Raw genomic sequence first — 21,524 nt, 5'->3', positions numbered from 1 at the left:
TGACTGCGGGCACATTTTCATTCAGGGTTACCATTTGCGGTTGCAGTGCAGTACACAGTATTTAGATTAGAGCGCTGTGCGCATGGGGATATTGGCAATGATTGACAATGTTGCTGGTGGCAAGGAATTCGCAGGTCTTAGGGTGATGGTCATCGACGACTCGAAAACCATAAGGCGTACTGCCGAAACACTGCTCAAGCGTGAGGGGTGCGAGGTGGTTACCGCTACTGATGGCTTTGAAGCCTTAGCAAAAATTGCTGACCAGAAGTCGCAGATTATTTTTGTCGATATTATGATGCCGCGTCTGGATGGTTATCAAACCTGCGCGTTGATCAAGAACAATACCTTGTTTAAGTCGACGCCCGTGATCATGCTTTCTTCTAAAGATGGCCTATTCGATAAGGCGCGTGGCCGTGTGGTCGGTTCCGAACAATATCTGACCAAACCTTTTACACGCGAGGAATTGTTAAGTGCGATTCGTAGATATGTTACCCCTTTGAAATTAGCTGTTTAACCTGATTATCCATCTGATGCGTTTTCCCTTCGATATTCTTGATGATTACGAGCGGCGTAGCCTCGTACACAGCGTGCAGTTGCCTGAGAAGCAGTTTTCGGTCGATATTTGGCGCGGTGTTGGCTATCGCATTGGAAACAGACACTTAGTCTCTGACTTTAGTGAGGTGGTTCAGGTTGTGCCAATGCCTCCGGTGACATTAGTGCCGGGGTCTCAGTCCTGGTTGTTGGGCGTAGGTAATTTGCGAGGTAATCTGTTGCCTGTGATCGATCTCAAGCAGTTTCTGGAGGGGCAACGTACAGTATTACTGGAGGGCCAGCGTGTCTTAATCATGCGCTTAGGGAGGGATAATGCAGCACTGGTTATCGATGATCTCTATGGACAGCGTAGTTTTTCATTGAGTAAGACGGTCAAGATCGGCGATCTTGCGCAAGGGCGTTATGCTCATTTTATTGAACGTGTATTTTTGGTTGACGGGCAGTCCTGGTGCGTATTTTCGCTTTCTCTGCTGTCGCGGACACCCGAATTTAGACAGGCTGCCGCTTGATCGGCTATCCCGTCTTGCATATTTAGATTGAGGTCGAACATGAGTAGCTCCCCGAGTGTCCGCAATAGTAAAAAGCTTGGCAGCGTGAGTACCAGCTTTTGGATGGGTTTGCTCTTATTATCGATAATTGTGTTGAGCGCCAATATCGGTGTGGCGACTTGGCAGGGGAGGCGTCTGGCCGGAGCCAGTGCTGATGTGGCTAATTTGCAGGTATTGTCACAGCAGTTGGTGAGTCAGGGGCGCGAAGCGGTAGCTGGAGATTCAAAGGCATTTGCTCATTTTAAGGAAATCAAAAGCAAAATTGAAGGAACGCTCAGGGAGCTGGAGGCGCGCTATGGTAATGAAAGTTCGGTTTCTGGTGCTTTGCTTCAGCTCAAAAGTACTTGGGAACCACTGAGTAAAAATGCACAGCAGTTGATTGCCAGTGAACCTGCAACATTGGTTTTAGCCAGTAATGCTGATCGGTTCGTAGGTAATGTGCCTCAGCTTCAGGCGCAATTAAACGAGGTGGTACGTGCGATGACTGCCAGTAGCGCCCCACCCTCGCAGTTCTACAACACATTGCAGCAGGTGGTCGTCGCTGGGACTATGGCTAGGCGTGTGGCAGAGATGCGTGCTTCCGGGTCTGGAGCAGTCGCAGCCGGTGATGCGCTGGCGCGGGACTCTGTGATGTTCACGCGGATGCTGGACGGTTTACGCAACGGTAACCAGGAACTGGGCATCTCTCCCGTGCGCAATGATGCTACGCTGGCAGCGCTGGCAAAGTCGCAGTCGCTGTGGATGACGATGAAAAAGGACGTTGATACGATCCTGGCGACCTCGCATCAGCTGTTCGTTGCACAATCCTCTATCGATGCATTGGTGAATGGCTCGGGTAAGTTATTGGAGGACAGTAACAAACTATTTCATGCGTTTTCGACCTTTGGATTTGGCTCGATACGCGATATGCGCCTTTTCCCTAATTTCTGGCTAACCCTGATATTTGGGGTGCTATCGCTGGTGTCGATCATTGGCTTTGTCTGGAGTACGGTTCTTGCTCGCTCACGCGAGCAAGAACAACGCTACCAAGCTCAGGTGGAATTTAACAGCCGTAACCAGCAGGCAATTATGCGATTGCTGGAGGAAATTATTTCTATCGGTGAAGGTGATCTAACCGTGAAAGCTTCGGTGACCGAGGAAATGACTGGGGCAATAGCCGACGCGATCAACTGCGCTGTTGATGAACTGCGTCAATTGGTGGCCACGATCAATACCACTTCAGCTAAAGTTGCGGTATCGACCAATGAGACTCAGTCCACTGCGATGCGCTTGGCCGAGGCCGCAGGTCACCAAGCCAATCAAATCACTACTGTCTCAGAGAGAATTAGCGAGATTGCTGCCAGCATCGAACAGGTGTCACGCAACTCCACAGAATCGGCCGAAGTAGCGCAGCGTTCTGTAGTGATCGCTGCAGAGGGGGCTGGTGTGGTACGAGAGACTATCCAAGGCATGGACCAAATCCGCGATCAGATCCAGGAAACCTCAAAGCGCATCAAGCGTCTGGGCGAGTCGTCCCAGGAGATTGGTTCAATCGTGGAGCTAATCAATGATATTTCCGAGCAGACCAATATTTTGGCGCTTAATGCCGCGGTACAGGCTGCTTCGGCTGGCGAAGCAGGGAGGGGTTTCGCCATCGTTGCCGATGAAGTGCAGCGTTTGGCTGAACGCACCTCAGGCGCAACCCGTCGCATCGAGAGTTTGGTACGAACAATTCAAGTGGACACTAACGAGGCCGTTAACTCGATGGAGCAGACTACTGCTGAAGTGGTATCTGGCGCGCGTTTGGCTGAAGATGCCGGTACTGCATTGATTGAGATTGAACACGTGTCCAACGCGCTTAACAATCTCATTAAGAACATTTCCATTGCTGCGCACCAACAAGCTGCTGCTGCTACAGACATCACTCAAACGATGGGTGTAATTCGCCAAATCACTGCTCAGACCTCGCAAGGAGCCGGGAAGACTGCTGAATCGATCGGTCGTTTGGCTGAGTTGGCTGCTGAATTGCGTCGCTCGGCAGCCAACTTCAAACTGCCAGCTTGAATGCTTCTCAGCTTGTAAGGGATGAGCAGATGAAGTGCAGCATGATATCAAAGCAGAATATGTGGGTGCGTCGTTCTTTGAGTGGTGACGTAGCAGGTGAACTTCCATGAACGCACTTCGTGATGCGATGAGCCATGCTGCGCTTGGTTGGATAAAGCCTGATCTGGATGAAGTTTTGGGCCAGGCGCGTCGGGAGATTGAGTTCTTTGTTGAGAAGCCTGCTGACACCAGCCGGATGTTTTCTTGTGCCGATTATCTGCATCAGGTGCAGGGTACGTTACGCATGCTTGAATTGTATGCTCCGGCGATGGTGGCCGAGGAGATGGAACGGCTAGCTAAGGTGATGCAAGCCAATGGAGTCGATGATCATGAGGAAGCCTGTGCAGTATTGATGCGCGGCACTCTATTGCTGCCTGATTATTTGGAACGCTTGCAGAACGGCCATCGGGATATTCCAATTGTTCTTCTACCTCTGCTTAACGAGATTCGTGCTGCGCGTGGCGAACCAAGATTGAATGAGAATGTGTTGTTTGCTTTCGATCCTGAGGTGCGCAACGCTACTGAAGCTGAGCTTGATCATGCCCGTAGCAGTCTGAGTGGGTGTAATCGCCAACTGTTGGATGCGGTTGGTAGTGAAGTGAAGGAAGAGTTGCTCCGAGTCAAGGAAGCGTTGGATCTGTATCTGCGTATCGGTGGCGATGTCGCTGATTTAAGGACACAGATTGTGGAGCTGAGTAGTGTTGCTGATACTTTGGCAATGATGGGTTTGGGCATTGCTCGCAGCTTGGTGCTGCAACAGCGTGATGCACTATTGCGGATTGTTGAATCTGGAGAGCAAGCTGATGAGGCGCTGTTGCTAGACATCGCTGGCGCATTGCTCCATGTTGATGCTTCTTTGGACAACCAAGTCGCTAGCTTGGGGGCAGATACTGATGGGGATGTGGCGCTGGTAAACGTTGAGACCCGTCGTACGTTGGATGTGCTGGCGCATGAAGCGATTGCTAACTTTGCTGCGGCCCGTGAGTGCTTTGTTGCTTTCATCGAGAGCAATTGGGACCAAGCGCGCTTGGTGAAGGTGCCCGGTTTGCTCAGCGAAGTTGGCGGTGCGTTGTCAATTCTTGAGTTGCCACAGGCTGCAAGCTATCTGGAGGGTGTACGCCGTTATATCGAGTGTGAGCTAATCGCAAAGCGTCGTGTGCCTGGTGCCCGTCAGCTAGACACTCTGGCGGATGCAATAGCCAGCTTAGAATACTACTTGGAAGCGTTGCGTGAGAGACGTCTGGGGCGTGAGGACATCCTCGAGATCACACGTAACAGCCTGGAGTCACTATCTTATTGGCCGTTTGCTACTAAGGATGGTGAGAGCGTTGGTTCGCAACAAAGTACAGATGTGCTGGCTTTGTCGGCTGTTACTGTCAAATCTATGTCACCTAAAGAGGTGCCACCAGCACTGACTCTGATCGAAGATGAAATGGGTGTTTTTGCAGCCAAATCCCTTGAATTAGTTGCGCCTGAAAGTGCGTACATTCCCGGCTCATCGTTGCGGGAACTGGTGCAGCCGATTGTTACTGAGAGATACGAAGGGGCTCAGGGGAACGCTCTGGAGTTGTCGGTTGAATGCACGCCTGTTTTGGTGCCGCCTCCGCATGGTGAGGCTATGGCACTGTATCCCTTAAAAAACGATGAGACTGTTGCCCAAGGTACGTCTGCTTTTGTTGCACCGCTGTTGTCTGAAGGTTTCAAAGACGATGTTGGGGTGATAATCGACAGTGATATCCGCGATGTATTCCTTGAGGAATTTGATGAAGAACTGGGTAACCTGCGTCGCCTGCTGACGATCTGGTGTGAGGCACCGGATAACATGGATAGTTTGCGTCAGATCCGCCGTGTGTTTCATACGCTTAAGGGTAGTGGCCGATTGGTTGGCGCGCTCATCCTGGGTGATTTTGCTTGGAAGATCGAGAGCATGCTTAACCGCGTGCTTGATGGTTCGCGTTCAGCGAGTCCGGCTGTTGTTGCGCTGCTCGAACGCGCCTGTGAAGTGGTGCTTCCAGAGATAAATGCCGCTTTGCATGGTAAGGCTTCGATCAGCGCTGATCTTGAAGCAATTCAGGAGGAAATTGATCTGGTTGCATCAGGTGAAGATGCGTTCTATGCGTCGCCGGACAGGGTTGCTGGCGAATCGGTCATACCAAACATGGCACCTCAACTGATCGAGGGTGGTGCGCCTGTCTTCGTGGACAGTGTGCTGCGTGAAATCCTTGAAGCTGAGGTTGCTACCCATTTGGATACTATCAACGCTTGGTTAAATGCTGCTGCTGGCCAATCTCATTCTGTCAACGAGCCGCTGTTGCGCGCTGTACACACATTGCATGGCGCGTTCGCTATGACTGAGATTCCAGAAATCACCCAGGTGATGCAGTCTGCGGAACTTTATATTAAGCGTCTAATTACTAAAAACCAACAAGCCAGCGTTGAAGGTGTGGCTGTATTGTCGGCAACGGCCACAGCGATTGCCGATACGGTGGCCACGTTGCGAACTGAATCCCCGCGAATTCCCTCTTTTGCGTCTTTGGTCACATGCCTGTGTGAATTAGTTGCAACAATACCGGAGAGGCAGTGTCAACTACAGCATCCTGAAAGTGTGTCGGAGCAAACGCATGATGTGTTGCTGAGTAGTGATGTATTGACTGATGTATACGATTCAAGTTTTGACTTGGATGTGTTGGACGCATCAAGTACTGAAGTCGAACCAATGAGGCCAATGATTGATACACCTCCGCAGGACGCTGTGTATCAATACGACGATGTGGCTGCATCTACAGTGGATGATCCTAAAGCGGACCCAGCGATGGCCGGCACACGCTCGCTTGTTTCGGGTAACGCCGAAGTTGTCCCCCAAGCGCCTGCTGAGGAACTGGGGCTGCTGGATTTTGATGAGCCTGTTTTTGAGTTGGTTGACATCTTTGTTGAGGAGAGTAGCGACCTGCTTGACCATTGTGACAATTTGTTAGCGAAGCTGCATGAAGCACCACAGGACCGTGAGCTGTTGGTTGGTTTACAACGTGACCTGCATACGCTTAAGGGCGGAGCACGTATGGCTGGGATCAACGCGATTGGCGACCTGGGTCATAGTATTGAGTCGATGTTGGAAGCAGTGATGGCTGATTACATCATGCTTAGTCGTGATGATATGCGCCTGCTTGAGTATAGTTTTGACCATTTGCATCAGATGTTGACACATACTCGTCAACATCGTGCGGTGGCGATGCCCAGCGATCTGATCACGATGCTCAAAGCACGTACACAAGGTACCACACATCATGGCGTGTCAGATTTTGCTGTGTTTGTCGGGCGTTCGTTGACGACTGATGTTTCGTCTGTTCAGGATAACGTGGCTTCAAGTGCTATCGCTGACAAGGGAGCACAGGCTCTTCATGATGCTGTTTTTGACTCGGTCGCATATGCGCCTGCGCCTGTCAGTGTAATGCCCCCATTGTCGTCGCCAATACCGTTGGAAGGTCATGGCGAGGACGGTTCTCTGGAACGTTTGGTGCAGGAGCAGGTGCGCGTACGCGCTGACCTTCTTGACCGTTTGGTCAACCATGCTGGTGAGGTTGCTATCTATCGCTCGCAGTTGGAGCAGCGATTGGGTGCTTTCCGGAACGCGATGTCTGAGCTGGGTCGTACCAACGCGCGTCTGCGTGATCAGTTACGCCGCCTGGATTTGGAAACGGAAGCGCAGATTGTGGCGCGTTACCAGCGCGAACAACACTTGGTTTCACGTGATTTCGATCCATTGGAGTTGGATCGCTTTTCCACTTTGCAGCAACTCAGCCGTGCGTTGAACGAATCTGCGGCTGATTTGAACGGTCTACAGGGGGTACTCGACGAGCTGGCACGTCAATACGATGGCCTACTGCAGCAACAATCGCGAGTTAACTCAGAGTTGCAGGATGGGCTGATGCGTGCACGCATGGTGCCTTTCAATAGCATCGTACCGCGTTTGCGTCGTGTGGTGCGTCAAGCTGAAGCCGACACTGGCAAGCAGGTGCATTTAGTGCTGGAAGGTACTCATGGTGAACTTGATCGTAACGTACTAGATCGTATGGTCGCACCATTAGAGCACATGCTGCGCAATGCAGTAGCACACGGTCTTGAGTTGCCTGAGCAACGCCGTGCTGCTGGAAAAGCTGATGAGGGTATGATCACGATTCAGCTGCAACGCGAGGGTTCTGAAATCGTGTTGAAGGTTGCCGACGACGGGGTTGGCTTGGATCGGGATGCAATTCAGCGTCGTGCTAAGCAGCGTGGTTTGATTCCGATTGATGTCGATCTTAGTGATGCCGAATTGGATGGACTTATCTTCACCTCTGGCTTCACTACTTATGATGAGGTCAATCAGCTTGCTGGTCGCGGCGTGGGTATGGATGTGGTACGTAGCGAAGTGTGTCAGCTCGGTGGCTCGGTCAACATTGACTCAGTATCCGGGTACGGAGTGACTTTCACTCTGCGTCTACCGCAGACGCTAGCAGTCACCCAGGCGGTATTTGTTCGGATTGGTGAGAGCACCTTTGCGGTTCCGGTGGCTTCAGTCAGTGGCATTGGAAGGATTGCACATGAACGCTACAAATCTGATCGGGACAGCTACCATTACGATGGAGAGAGATATGCACTGTATGACCTCGGTTTGCTGATTGGTCAATCTGCAGTGCATGCTGATCGTCACGAGCAGGTGCCGTTATTGCTGGTGCGTGCTGGTGATTTGCGCGTGGCTGTAGCGGTCGACGAAGTGCTTGGCAACCGTGAGATCGTGGTTAAGCCAGTTGGATTGCAGATTGCTTCAGTACCAGGCATCTATGGGGCCACTATCACTGGTGACGGTTGTGTGATTGTCATTCTGGATTTAGCGCCGTTGGTGCGTCGTTATTTCAGTCAGCCGATACGTTTGGAGGTTGAAGAAGCACCTGTTACTCAGGCCCAGATGCCGTTGGTGATGGTGGTCGATGACTCGCTCACCATGCGTAAGGTTACTAGCCGTGTACTGGAGCGTCACAACCTCAGTGTTAGTCTTGCTCGCGATGGTGTTGAAGCACTGGAATTGCTTGAAGAACGTATCCCGGACTTGATGTTGTTGGACATCGAGATGCCACGTATGGATGGTTACGAATTAGTCACTGCTATGCGCACTGATGATCGCTTTAAGACCATACCAATTCTGATGATTACCTCCCGCAGCGGTGACAAGCATCGTCAACGTGCCTTTGAGATCGGTGTACAGCGCTATCTTGGGAAGCCCTACCAAGAGTTGGATCTGATGAGAAATGTATATGATTTACTAGGGGTTGTTCGTGTCCGGGAGTAATAGCGTCCAGGGCAAACTCGTTGCATTACTGGGGTGTGCTGGCTCTGCAAGGGAGCGCTTGCGTGAAGTGTTGATACAAGCAGGTGTAGATCTTGTGCTTGAGGAGGATCCTCGTGTTCTCGACGTACGGATGCTGCTTGGTGCCACACCAGAAGCTGTGGTGATCGCGCTTGAGCCCGTTATCGAGGAGGCGTTGGAGGCGCTGGAGGTAGTGTTGCTTCAGCCTGGCTTGACTGTGATTTTTGATGAGGCCGAGTTAATTGCTCGTCGCCAGGGTTGGGAGGCGCAACGTTGGAGTCGACATTTGGTAGCGAAGTTACATGGTCAAGATCAAGATAATGCATTGCCAGAAGGTGTTTATATTGAAGCGAGACCTGAAATGGATTTACCACCGAACCTGGAATATTCGCATGTTGATGATCCCGTGGAGATATCTCGGAAAGTACCAGCTGATGACCCTGAGTTGGTCTCGAATCTTGAAAAATTGATGACTGCTTTACCAACAATAGAACCGGTACTGGCACCATTGCCTGCTGCTCCATTGGCCCCTTTGGGATCTTGGACGCTTGGTTGGCAATTGATTGATGAGGTCATAGTTGATCACCCCTCCTGTGGCACACCTGGTCTAGCTCTGAGCTCTGCGCCGACATCCTCTTTATTCGGTGCGGTGCTAGTGCTGGCTGGTATCGGCGGTCCGGATGCGATCCGGCGTCTGCTGGCTGCATTACCTGCTGGTTTCAAACATCCAGTGTTGATACGGATGGATGGGTTGGATGGTGGTCAATACAGTAATCTAGTCCGGCAGATGGGACGAGTCTCGACATTGCCAGTTGATTTGGCTGAATCTGGTCAGCGCGTTCAGGCTGGTCATGTTTATGTGCTTCGGGATGATCTGGGCATACGCTTCGGCGACGATGCATTGGTGTTCAGTATCTCCTCAGAGGATCCAGCGGCCCTGGTGGCAATGTTATCGGCCAAGGATAGCGCGGTGCTGTTGCTTAGTGGTGCTAGCGCGGCCTTGGTTCCAGATATATTAGCGTTTGCCAAGCGAGGTGCTTGGGTCGCGGGTCAGGCGAGTGCCGGTTGTTATGATCCTGCAGCAGCGTCGCTCCTGGAGCTGGATGGACAATTTTCCGGTAATCCTACCCAGTTAGCACATGCCTTGAGTGCACGTTGGCCAACTAAACATTGAGATGCAAGGAAACTGTCTTCAATGAGCTATATCAGCCAAGACGAAATCCGTGGAATTCTTATCCAGACTGGTAGCGAGCGAGTATTATTGCCGAATGCAGTGGTGGCTGAGGTGATGTCGCGTGTGTCAGTCGAGTCGTTGACTGATGTTCCGTCTTGGTTGGTTGGCAGAATTGTTTGGTATGGTTGGAAGGTACCGTTGGTCTCCTTTGCTCGCTTTATCGGGCTGGATGAGGAGGTGACTGCCGACAGTAATAAAGTGATCCTAATGAAGGCGCTTGGCTGTCATGCTGATCTTCCGTATTTTGCTTTACTCACAGGTTCATTCCCACAGTTGATTTCGGTGTCACGTGATAGTCTACTTGCCGATGCGTCTGAGGAGATATTGCCGCAGGGGGTGCATATGCGTGTACTGCTCAGTGAGACTCAAGCGCTACTGCCGAATCTAGACACTATTGAGGATGCCTTGCGCCTTACCTGTGTCCATAATCTCAACAGTGATGGAACTACATTTAACATGGGGGGGATGCCTTAGATGTCCACGAGTTTGTTCGATATTTTCATGGAATTGAAAACATTTATCAGAGAGATGTAGTTTCTCGTTAACAGTTTAGTTTAGCTGGGTAGGTAGCGTATTAATGTGCAGCAGATGGAGAGTGCCTATGTGTAATAAATCGACCAGTAGATCTTGCTCAAGCCCCGTACCACATAACAATGGCGGCGTTCCTACTTGTTGTATGGCATTCTTCCTACATTCTCTGCGACCATCTTAAATGACCAGACTGCCTACTAGATAAAAAGAATTTTTAGACTAGCTATGATTCGGTCTTAGCTTTATGGATCGTATAGTTAGGATCTTGCTAAAGAAACAATTAAGAGCGTCAATGAGCTGACTGATGGTTTACTATGATCCAATTAATGATTGGACGTTAATGTGTATTTAACGTTTTGAGTTGGTGAGATGGACTATTGATTCTTTCATGAAGTTGCGTATAATCTCTGTGTTCTATATTCTATTGCGATATAGATTTATATGATGCTTATTTAGCATGTTTTTAAAGGTCAGTGCTTTTTTCTGCAATCGCAGTAATGAGTGCCATGTATAAAATAAAACTTCCTTTGCGGTGGATCCATGCCGGGGGGCTGGGTTCACCGCTTTTTTGGTGCTTATTAGTTTTTAGTACATGCTTTTTTCGAGTTTAATTTGGTCCGCGTTGTAGGCTCTTGCTGCTCTTGATTGTTGATGCTCATATTAAGTGGCTTATTTTCGCTTGAGGTCATCGGAGCGTATTTGACGGATCCGATCTAAATAGCCTCGTTCAATTCCAGTGATATAGTTACCATTGAAGCACGATGAGTCAAATTGCTTGATTTCTTGGTTTCCCTCGCGCACAGCGCTTTCTAGATCCTCTAAATCTTGGTAAATCAACCAGTCGCAGCCAAGAAGGCACTGTATTTCCTGTTCAGTACGATCATGCGCGATTAATTCATCTGCTGCTGGCATGTCGATGCCATACACGTTTGGATAACGCACTGGTGGTGCAGCACTTGCCAAGTACACCTTGCGTGCGCCGGCATCACGTACCATCTGGACAATCTGGCGGCTGGTGGTGCCGCGAACAATTGAATCGTCGATCAACAGCACCACGCGGTTTCGGAATTCCAAATGAATTGGGTTTAGTTTACGACGTACGGACTTAACTCGTTCCCCCTGCCCTGGCATGATAAAAGTGCGGCCAACGTAGCGATTCTTAACGAAACCTTCGCGATACTTGACGCCGAGTACGTTAGATATCTCCAACGCTGCATCGCGTGAGGTGTCCGGGATCGGAATGATGGTGTCGATATCGTGATTTGGGCGCAAGCGCAGGATCTTTTCACCTAATTTCACACCCATACGCATACGCGCCTTATGCACTGAAATGTTGTCGATCATCGAATCGGGACGTGCGAAGTACACGTACTCGAAGATGCAAGGAGCATGGTTGGTAGGCGTGGTGCAGATCTCGGAGAATAGCTCGCCACGTGCGGTAATCACCACCGCTTCACCCGGACGCACGTCTCGCATACGTATAAACCCTAGGATATCGAGTGCCGCCGATTCAGAGGCGACCATGTATTCGTCACCTTCGGTATGTTCGCGCTTGCCAAGCACCAACGGACGGATGCCGTGTGGATCACGGAATGCAACCAGTCCCAGTCCCAATACCACACTGACCACTGCGTAGCCACCCTTACAGCGGCGATGGACTCCTGCCACCGCACGGATTGCCGCTTCTGGAGTGAGCATACGTTGCGCATCTAACTCGTATGCAAATACGTTCAGTAGCACCTCGCTGTCGGAGTCGGTATTGATGTTACGTCTGTCCGCTTCGAACACCTGCTGGTGTAGTACTTCTGTATTGATCAGATTGCCATTATGTGCTAAAGCGATGCCATATGGTGAGTTAACGTAAAAAGGCTGTGCCTCGTCCATACCTTCAGAGCCAGCAGTTGGATAACGGCAATGAGCAATCCCCATACGGCCATCAAGCACCGCCATATGCTGTTCGTCGAACACGTCGCGTACCAAACCATTGGCCTTTTGAACGCGCAAACGAGTGCCGGCGGCTGTGGCAATGCCAGCAGCATCTTGTCCACGATGCTGCAAGACGGTCAGACCGTCATAGAGTTGACCAGCAACATTTTGGTTCCCAACGATACCGAGGATACCGCACATGATTGAGTGTTCTCCGCTGCAGCTTGTACTGTGAGTTTGTGGATGCTGGGCCGTGAACTTTAAATTTGCAGGATATTGTATTCTCCAGCGTACACCTGCAATGGGTCGATGTTGGCCTAAAGAGCATAGTTTGGACTGGATATCAGCGATTATCACCGGATACTGGCAATCTGCTTAAATCCGTATTACTGATCATTGGCCTTATTAAGTGCGATTGCTGCGTTGGCAGCTTAGCGTGCATCCATGAGACTCCGGGTTGCAGCAATGGTATCAATCGTGAGTTACGCCAAACAGGCTCATGGGTCAATGGAGTGTAACCCAACAGCAGTAGCAGTACGCAGGCAATGAAACCACCGCGCAGTGTGCCCAAAGCAAAACCGAACATACGATCTATGTTGTTTAAATGTATTGCGTCGATCCCAGCGTGGATTAGCATGCCTCCTCCTCCAACCGTCATCAAAGTTCCGACGAACACTAACGCATAACCGCAGAACGTCTCAGTAGTTGATGGTGTGGGATGGCTTGCTAGCCAATGACTAGCTGCGGCGCCGAACTGAAACGCCGCCCAGCTGGCCAGTAGCCAGGAGGAAGTACCGACCATAATGCTGACAAAACCGCGTAATAATCCCAATAATGCTGAAACTAAGATGATGACGCCTAGGATCAGGTCGATCATCGTTACAGTTTCCATAGCGGTGAGTTGGAACCGCTCATGTGCGAGTGCCTTCAGGGGGGAGAGGGAGAGACAGTAATCAGGGATGTGACCTGACCATACCGATAATGCCAATCTTGGCCGCGACTTGTGCTTTGAGTTGATCTGCCGTTTCGCGCTTAGGTACTGGTCCAACTCGGACACGGTGTAGCAACCCTTTATCAGTGTTGACTTGCTCGACAAAGGCGCTGAAACCAGCTGCACGCACTCGGTCACACAAGACATTAGCGTCTTCGAGCCGTCCGAATGCACCTAGCTGCACGGCGAAACCGATGCTACTGGCAGCTGGTACCTTCGGTGCTACTACGGGAGGTGTTACTGGTGGCTTGGCCGTTGAGGCGGCTGATTTGGCAGCAGTGATGGTAGCCCTAGGAGGTTGAGTGAGTTTTGATGGGCTTGGTACTTGTTTCACCGGTAGCTTAGAGGTTTCAGTTTGTACCGTGGTGGTTGGTTTAGTTCGCGAAGGTGTACTTGGCACCAAGGGGTTAGTGACTGGGCTTTCCAGCTTTGCGTCTAAAATCACCACGCGTGCGTTAACGTCGCTGCGTATCTTGATTGCCTCCAGGCGAACTGCTTCGGCCTGTGCTTGCTCAGCGTAGGGCCCAATACGTACGAGCCAAGCTGGGATCCCGTTGATCTGAATCTTTTCACTGAATCCCGGCAGCCGTGCTTGCGTAAGACGCATAATCACTTTATTAGCATCAATGGGGCTGGAGTAGGCGCCAAAGTTAACCGCATAGTTACCTGCTGCTACGGCAGGTGGCAGTACGTTTGCTGTATCAGCAACATCGTGGCTCCCTTTTACTGCGCTGGGCAGTGGTTGCAGCGGTGTGTTCCCTATGGGCGTGGTATTGCTTGTGGTGGGAGGTAACGGTAGTTCTCGAGTCTCGAACTTGGTGTTGTCGGGTGCAGAGGGGGCTTTCAGTGGTACATCGACCACACCGCTGTCAGGAGCGGGGCCGTTGACCAGCAACGGTAAGAATATTACGGCGAGTGCCACCAGGATGATGGCACCGATCAGTCGCTGTTTCAAAGCAATGTCCACTGTTGGAGAGCACCACACCAAAATGAAAGCCTTGCCGATTATACGTCCACTGGCAATGCTGCACTTTTGTCAACTGAATGAAGCAGTAGCAAAGCTTCGGCTACGGTGTAAAACGAGCCGAATACAAGCACTCGATCACCTGGGGCTGCAGTTTGTAACGCATGCTGTAATGCTTCGGTAACATTGCCAGAAAGGCTAGACGGTACCACAGATGTCTGTGCCAGCCTTCCGGCCAAACACTCAGCCGATTGTCCACGTACGCAGTCCAGCCCAGCCAAGTGCCAGTGTGTCACTACCTCAGCCAATGCAGCAGCGACTCCCACCACATCCTTGTCGGCCAGAGCGGCATAGACTGCATGCGTAACGCCACTGGGTATCAGCCGAGTACGCAGCGCCGAAGCGAGTGCCCTTGCAGCTTGTGGGTTGTGACCGACATCAAGCAGGACCTCGATAGGCCCGATCTTGAATGCTTGCAGACGTCCGGCAATCTGTGCTCCGACTACGCCGTCGGCGCAGGCCACAAGCGGTAGGGTCCGCGGGAGCGCGCGCAGTGCAGCGATTGCGGTGGCAGCATTGGCTAACTGTATCGGTGCGCTCAGCGTAGGCAACGGTAACTCCATGCATAGCGAAACATCCCGCCAGCGCCAATGCTGCTCATCGATCTGTTCGTAGAAAAAATCGCTGCCTGCGCGGATCGCATTGGCACCAAGTAAGTAGGCGCGATGCAGCACACTCGATGGCGGGTCGACCTCACCCAGCACTAATGGCTTCCAACTTCTAATAATGCCAGCCTTCTCTGTACCAATTGTCTCGCGATCATTACCGAGCCAATCGGTATGGTCGATGTCCACAGTGGTAATCACAGCTACATCAGCATCAACTAAGTTGACTGCATCCTGGCGTCCGCCTAATCCCACTTCGAGTATCGCCAAGTCAAGCGCGACGCGCGAAAATAACCATAGGGCAGCCAGGGTGCCAAACTCAAAAGAGGTCAGTGCAGTTTGCTTGCGCGCCGCTTCGATCCTAGAGAAAGCTTCTACCAATATTGCATCGTCCACCTCTCTGCCATCAATACGCACTCGCTCGTTGTAGCGCAGCAGGTGCGGTGAGGTGTAGGCGCCGATTTTCCAGCCCGCTGCGCGTGCGATCGCTTCAATGAAGGCCACGGTTGACCCTTTGCCATTAGTGCCGGCGACTACAATGCAATGCTGCGCTGGGCGTCCCAACCTCATGGACTCAGCCACTGCGCTCACGCGTTCCAGACCCATCGAGATTGACTGAGGATGTTGTTGCTCGATATACGTAAGCCATTCGGAAAGCGTTTTGGGTTCGGTCATGATGAGCACTAGCCACACGTAAGCCAGAGAGCTTTAATTATTATATTGCCTCTGACCTTTGGCAACTCTGAATCCTGAGTATTTGAATGAGTGTTGTTTGGTTTGACTTTATTTTGCATTCCAAATCACAATTTTTCTTTCTTTAAATTGGTACGCATCCTGGCTTGGTGCACCGTATCGTGTCATTGCACCAGCACAAGGACTTACGAGTAACGTAGGTTTATCATGCAATGTGTAACGACAGTAAAGAAATATAAAAATCGAAAATAATAATTATTGAGATAGAATGCAATAGGTAGGTAGTTATCACATGCGACAAAAGTTCGATGTGTGTCTAATGATCCTTTGAGAAGAGTTTTAGTGATGATTCATCGATGATTTGTCGATTAATCGAGAAGGTTAAAAGCGATGCTTATTTTTAGTTCTAGTCGACGATAATTTGGAGGTTGCCTCCGGTGTACTACTTCATTACTGAACTGCAAGACGATGAACCATACGCTGTGTTTTATACGGGGAGTCAGTGTATGTGGCTGACAAAGAGACTGGTAGGTTGCTGGTCGCTGCATAACTACGAGAACGTCTTGCCAAGTAGATAAGAAACATGGTTCTTGGACCTCAGCAAACAGTATCTTCATGAATGATGGTTTGCTGGTACTTTACTTGTCGATATCATTGTTCATTGTTACCGAATGTTTTTTCACTATTTGACTCGGATCATCAATCAAAGATAAACATCATCCAATGCATGGCTTATTTTCTATCGTGATGGAAATGTATTTTCTTCATTAAGATTATAATATTTTATTATTTTTTAAGAAAATAAAGATATTTATGACAACGGAAGTGTGATGCATTTTAATTAATAAAAATAATGAATTTAAAATTCACATACTAATATCATGTGTTTTATATACTCTTTAAAATCCGTGATGTCTGTTTTATCTCGGTCCAACTTAATTCGAGGAAGTATCCCAATGATACGCATTACTTTTGTTGGCACATTGCTGTTGTCGTTGGTACCTGTAGCCTCGGTCATGGCACTGCCATTTCCGTTATCCCTTAATACGCAGTCAGAAATTCTCGCAGCGTTTGATACTGGTCATGCTGTTTCAGTTTCGATTAAACTATCCAACTGCATCCCAGAGAGTGGGACGCCGGTTAGTCAGACGCGTGGTAGCTTACACATTCAAGCATATCGACTCACCGCCGATGGCACATTGGCATTCTCGGACGAACACTTTACTGTCTCCGATGATGGAAAACCGATCCAGCAATTCATGCGCTACCAGGTGTATAAAAACGGAAATATCAGATTTACTACGTACATGTATGATCTCCCAGCCATGACTCCGCGTGGTTCAGTGTTTGCCTACCAGTGCGCGATTAATAGCGGTATGCATTTTTACTCAGACTATAGCATTACGCATTTTTACTCTGACTGAGGCGGTCAAGTTTACCGTCCGAGCAAATTAGAAATAAGAACGAGATGGACGATGCCACCTCGTTCTGCTGAACACACAGGTTCATTCACTTCAACCCACGATTCTCCAACAGTGGTTGTACACTTGGATTCTGGCCTCGGAATTGTCGATACAAGTCACCCAGCTCGATGCTGTTACCACGCGAGAGAATTTTGTCGCGGAATATATCGCCGTTCTTGCGGTCTAGGCCACCGTGCTGTTTAAACCACTCGAATGCGTCGTCACTCAGCACTTCAGACCAGAAGTAAGCGTAGTAGCTTCCCGAATAGCCGCCACTCCAAATGTGGTCGAAATAGCTGGTGCGATAGCGTGGCGGCACTTCTTTCAGATCGATCTTGTACTTCTTTAGTGCGTCGGCTTCGAATTTGTCTACATCCTGTAGTGGCACATCTGCTGGCAGAGTATGCCAAGCCAAGTCGAGAAGCGCGGCTGAAAGGTACTCGGTGGTTATGTAACCCTGATTGAACGTTTTTGCCTTGTGGATACTTTCCACCAAGCTCTGTGGCATCGACTCACCGGTTTGGTAGTGCTTGGCGTAATGTGCGAACACTTTTGGATCGGAGGCCCAATGTTCGTTGAATTGCGACGGGAATTCGACAAAGTCGCGTGAGGTTCCTGCCAGTGAAGGATACTTCACTTTCGAGAATATACCGTGCAGTGCATGGCCGAATTCGTGGAAGAGGGTGATAACGTCTTTGAAGCTCAGTAGCGCCGGCTGGCCTGGGGCCGGTTTGGTAAAGTTGCAGACGTTGTAGACCACAGGTTTTGTGCCGGTAAGCCCATTTTGTTCGACTAACTCGGCCATCCACGCACCACCGGATTTACTGTCGCGTTTGAAGTAATCGGTGTAAAACAGCGCCAACGAGGTGCCATCATGGTCAAATACCTCGTAGACCTTCATGTCCGGATGGTAAGTGGGTATATCTTTCCGTTCTTTAAAAGTGAGTCCGTATAGTTGATTGGCCGCGTAGAACACGCCGTTTTGCAGCACATTGTCGAGTTCAAAATATGGTTTGATCTGCTCTTCGTCCAGGTTGTACTTTGCTTTGCGCACCTGCTCCGCATAGAAGCTCCAGTCAGAGGCGGTGAAATTAAAGCGATTTTCTTTTGTATTGACGCGTTGCGTATCAATCAATTTCTGAATCTCGGCAGCTTCGTTGTGTGCTTTCGTAGTCGCCGCGGGCACTGTATCGTTCAGTAGCTTCATTGCCGCATCAGGGGTCTTTGCCATCTGATCGGCTAGGCTGTAAGCAGCGTAGTTTGGGAAACCTAGTAATTTGGCTTTTTGCGCACGTAGCTGACTCAGACGTTGCACGATCTGGCGAGTATCGTTGGCGTCGCCCTTCTCGGTCCGGGTTTCTGATGCTTGTAGCACCTGAGCACGCAACTCACGGTCCTTCAGTGAAGCTAATACAGGTTGTTGAGTGGTGTTTTGCAATGCGAGCACGTACTTGTCGTTGAACTTACGTGCCTTGGCAGCTTCCGCCGCTGCAGCGATATCACCTTCGCTCAGTCCGTCGAGCTTATTTTTTTCGTCGACCACTACAGCACTGCTCGCTGTGGCAGCGACCAGCTTGGTATGGAACTGTGTAGACAGCATGCTCTCTTCGACGTTGAGTTTGCGCAAGGTTGCTTTGTCTGCTTCAGGCAACTGTGCCCCAGCGCGCACGAACTTTTCGTAATCACGTTCGACCAAGCGTTTCTGTAATGGATCCAAATTAAGCGTGTCACGCTGGTCATAAACTGATTTGATTCGGTTGAATAGCTTGGGATTCAAATAAATCTCATCTTGGTGTGCAGCCAACTTGGGGGCGATTTCCTGCTGAATCTTTTGGCGCGCATCATTGGTATCGGCTTGTACTAGACCGAAGAAGATATTCGAGACCCGATTCAAGGTTGTGCCGCTGCGCTCTAGCGCTTCGATGGTGTTCTCGAAGGTCGGTTTGTCGAGGTTTTCAGCAATCTTGACGACATCGGCCAGATCTTGCTTCATGCCCTCCTCGAAGGCGGGCAAATAATCGCTGTCCTTGATCTTGTCAAAAGGTGGCGCCTGGAACGGTAACGAACTAACAATTAGCAGTGGATTGGTGGTGACTGGCACTGAGGGTGTGGTGGTAGTTTTTTCGGGCATTGTGGATGATTCTTTGGAAGAACAGCCAGCAAGCGACAAGCTAATGGCAGCAGCTAAAATGGCGGTACGCGAGATCACTTAAAACTCCAGGAATAATTGGGTGGAGGAATCATCTGATAAGTTTAACAAGGTGCTGTCATGAGCGTCATGTTCAATTGAAGTAATCTATCTAAGGTGTCAAGGCAGCATGATTTATGTTGATGCCCACTTATCATCGCCGAGATAGTATTTGCTGCAACTAGTGAGCTCATTACGGAAAGTCCATTCAAAAAATCACAATCTTTTTTTGAAACCTGGAAACATTCAAAGCAAGTTGAGATTGCATGATATCAGTGATCGATAGCAGTTTGATTCGGAGCTGATCTATAAAGGGGATACGAGTCAAGGAGATGCTTGAATGCTTTATCGATACTTTACATAATTTGAATGCGTGCAAATATGATTCTTTCATCCTCATTACAACCTTTTCAAGGTTGATGTGTTTCCTAGCGCCTTTGTAGAGACCTTGATTAATTATAGATGTACTCACATTTTTTTGTGGTCATGCGTGGCTGCTCAAGCGACATTTTTGATGCATTTTCGATTTAAGCGTGGTGCAATGATGCTCTTGGTAGGGTTGGATCTAACCGTCCCTACTTAAGGGGACATCGTTCTTGTTGGCCATTTAGTAATAACGGCTTAGCTAGGTCGAGTGATGCGATTCTGCATACACCAGATATCCAGGACTTCTTCTTTGGTAATGATCAACTGCAAATGCCTGTAATACGTATTCATTCTTAGAAGGCATCCTGATACTTAAGCCACCTTGCAAACTGTTCGAGTGTTTGTGGTCGGGTATTTTTTATGCTTCAAGTGCTTGTTGGTGCGTGAGCACGATCATTGAGAGTCGATCAGGATGTATTGGACTTCGTCGACCTTGCCGGACTTCGTTTCGCCGCGATCGGGAAACGCATATGCAAACGGGTGTGCCAGCGATACGATGCCGTCGATAGGTTCCCGCTACGGATGACCTGTTCGGGCCATTCATCGTTCTATCTGGATGAACGAACTTTGATCTATTATTTTGCGAGGCAAGTCGTATTCGACCCACTTCTGTACTTCATCCATTAGCAGCGTACCGGTACCGAGCATACTGAGTTTTTTATACAACAAACAATATGTCAATGCCAGAGGATGTCAAAAATATGGTTTTTAATCTCGCACTATTTAATGTGTTTTATTCTATCCAATGAAGTGGTTAGGTAATTTAGCCTTGTTATATTTTATGAGCCATATTCGGATAGATCAGTATATATTGAACTTGGCATCAAGTTTTTTTTAGCTTTCTCTAATGACTATAGTTTAGCGGCGCGCAGGGGCTACTAGAGCACAATTCATATACAAAAATAGCAGTGCCAGGGGAGCGTGCTAATGAAATTGGGACGACCTCAGCCGTCCCAATCGTTTTACTACGGATATCGATGATGAGCCATCAAAGTGTTGCGTCTTTAAGCTTTTTCAAAGGGCGGGTCTTGATCTTCACCGAAGCTGGCTTGGCGGCGAACCATTGCTCTTCTTTGGTAAAAGGGTTGATTCCCTTGCGCTTTGGCTTGGCTGGTACATTGACCGTGCTGATCTTCAACAGGCCAGGAAGGGTGAAACTGCCGATCCCCTTCTTATTCAATGAGGCGTGAATGGTATTCTCCAGTGCTCCGAGCAAGGTGCGTACGTCCTTGGGCGCCAATGCTGTGGATTCAGCTAAGTGAGTTACCAAAGCAGATTTGCTCAATGTTTCTTTGATCGGTTTTATGGTGGCCGGCTTAGCGGCTTGTTTTTTCACTGCTTTCTTCGGAGCAGCCCTCGTATTCTTGGCGGTTTTTGCCATGGTGTCCTGTTCCATAAATCAAGTGGTGGTTGGGTCTTGCCGACACCGTCGGCAAGCGCAATGTAGGGTAACTGTCGATGTTAGCCAATAGGTGCGAGGCAAAGACATAGATTTAAGGGTAACAAATCCAGCAGGTTCGATTGCTGGCAACCGCGTATGTCCAAAGATAGCACCACCGATGCGATCCATTAGAAGTGGTTCAGTTGCATTACCGCTATCGAGTTTACTCCGCAGAAACACCTTATAGGCGACGTATGATGTTCGATTGGGACGTGGTACTCCACCCAGCTGTAACACGATTCACCTTTGGCTACTATGGTCAAAGCTACCAAGTGGCGTGTCATGCAATTTTTTAGTCCACCGATGTCTAAGGATTGTAGTGAGCGTATAGAAGTTTGCTCATCATATTTAGTAGGTACTGATCGACCTATCCAAAGTGCGTGGTGAGTGCATGAGTGATAGGTTGGTGTTGGTCGCCAATTTGCGGAGTCGTTGTGACAGTGCTAGTGCTAGTGCTAATTAAGTTACTGCGAACA

12 protein-coding genes and 1 pseudogene are annotated in these 21,524 nt (G+C 49.6%); 7 read left to right on the top strand and 6 right to left on the bottom strand.

From position 1 onward, the window contains the following. Positions 1–97: 97 nt before the first annotated feature. The 6 genes from PLS229_RS06605 (at position 98) to PLS229_RS06580 (ending at position 10,234) form a co-directional block, all read left to right on the top strand. A complete protein-coding gene (locus tag PLS229_RS06605; protein WP_038271642.1) occupies positions 98–514 on the top strand; it encodes a response regulator in 417 nt (138 codons plus the stop codon). Positions 515–530: 16 nt separating this feature from the next. Further along, the gene (locus tag PLS229_RS06600; protein WP_038271592.1) at positions 531–1,061 is read left to right on the top strand and encodes a chemotaxis protein CheW; all 531 of its coding nucleotides are present in this window, start codon (positions 531–533) and stop codon (positions 1,059–1,061) included. A 39-nt stretch (positions 1,062–1,100) separates the two neighbouring features. Next, complete coding sequence (locus tag PLS229_RS06595) at positions 1,101–3,143, top strand: methyl-accepting chemotaxis protein (protein WP_038271594.1); 2,043 nt, start codon at positions 1,101–1,103, stop codon at positions 3,141–3,143. Positions 3,144–3,249: 106 nt separating this feature from the next. Then, positions 3,250–8,508: a hybrid sensor histidine kinase/response regulator gene (locus tag PLS229_RS06590; RefSeq protein ID WP_038271596.1), complete on the top strand. Its 5,259-nt coding sequence runs from the start codon at positions 3,250–3,252 to the stop codon at positions 8,506–8,508. Next, entirely contained in the window at positions 8,495–9,700 is a 1,206-nt protein-coding gene (locus PLS229_RS06585; RefSeq protein ID WP_038271598.1) for a chemotaxis protein CheB, read from the top strand. Before PLS229_RS06590 ends, PLS229_RS06585 begins: the two co-directional genes overlap by 14 nt. A gap of 21 nt (positions 9,701–9,721) precedes the next feature. Beyond that, positions 9,722–10,234, top strand: a complete 513-nt coding sequence (locus PLS229_RS06580) for a chemotaxis protein CheW (protein WP_051482345.1) — start codon at positions 9,722–9,724, stop codon at positions 10,232–10,234. 726 nt (positions 10,235–10,960) lie between these two features. Here the strand turns inward: PLS229_RS06580 and purF are convergent. From purF to folC, 4 genes and pseudogenes are all read right to left on the bottom strand, one after another. Further along, positions 10,961–12,418 carry an amidophosphoribosyltransferase gene (gene purF / locus PLS229_RS06575; RefSeq protein WP_038271601.1) on the bottom strand — a complete coding sequence of 486 codons (1,458 nt, stop codon included), beginning with the start codon at positions 12,416–12,418 and terminating at the stop codon, positions 10,961–10,963. Positions 12,419–12,566: 148 nt separating this feature from the next. Beyond that, positions 12,567–13,094: pseudogene (locus PLS229_RS06570) on the bottom strand (CvpA family protein); the annotation flags it as partial. 76 nt (positions 13,095–13,170) lie between these two features. Next, positions 13,171–14,175: an SPOR domain-containing protein gene (locus PLS229_RS06565; protein ID WP_038271603.1), complete on the bottom strand. Its 1,005-nt coding sequence runs from the start codon at positions 14,173–14,175 to the stop codon at positions 13,171–13,173. Between the two features lie 38 nt (positions 14,176–14,213). Continuing rightward, positions 14,214–15,512 (bottom strand): bifunctional tetrahydrofolate synthase/dihydrofolate synthase, encoded by a 1,299-nt coding sequence (gene folC, locus PLS229_RS06560; protein ID WP_038271605.1) that lies wholly within the window; start codon positions 15,510–15,512, stop codon positions 14,214–14,216. A gap of 1,004 nt (positions 15,513–16,516) precedes the next feature. Between folC and PLS229_RS06555 the strand changes: the two genes are divergently transcribed. Further along, positions 16,517–16,954 carry a VirK family protein gene (locus PLS229_RS06555; protein ID WP_425511085.1) on the top strand — a complete coding sequence of 146 codons (438 nt, stop codon included), beginning with the start codon at positions 16,517–16,519 and terminating at the stop codon, positions 16,952–16,954. 85 nt (positions 16,955–17,039) lie between these two features. On the opposite strand, the gene dcp is transcribed toward PLS229_RS06555, so the two are convergent. Both dcp and PLS229_RS06545 read right to left on the bottom strand, forming a co-directional pair. Then, positions 17,040–19,199, bottom strand: a complete 2,160-nt coding sequence (gene dcp / locus PLS229_RS06550; protein ID WP_038271650.1) for a peptidyl-dipeptidase Dcp — start codon at positions 19,197–19,199, stop codon at positions 17,040–17,042. Between the two features lie 1,396 nt (positions 19,200–20,595). Continuing rightward, positions 20,596–20,988 carry an HU family DNA-binding protein gene (locus PLS229_RS06545; RefSeq protein ID WP_038271652.1) on the bottom strand — a complete coding sequence of 131 codons (393 nt, stop codon included), beginning with the start codon at positions 20,986–20,988 and terminating at the stop codon, positions 20,596–20,598. Positions 20,989–21,524 lie beyond the last annotated feature (536 nt).

This window comes from Xylella taiwanensis (assembly GCF_013177435.1).
In the GTDB taxonomy this organism is placed as follows: Bacteria; Pseudomonadota; Gammaproteobacteria; order Xanthomonadales; family Xanthomonadaceae; genus Xylella; species Xylella taiwanensis.
The sequence above is the reverse complement of the archived record's forward strand: the minus strand, read 5'-3'. Positions and strand labels throughout refer to the sequence as shown.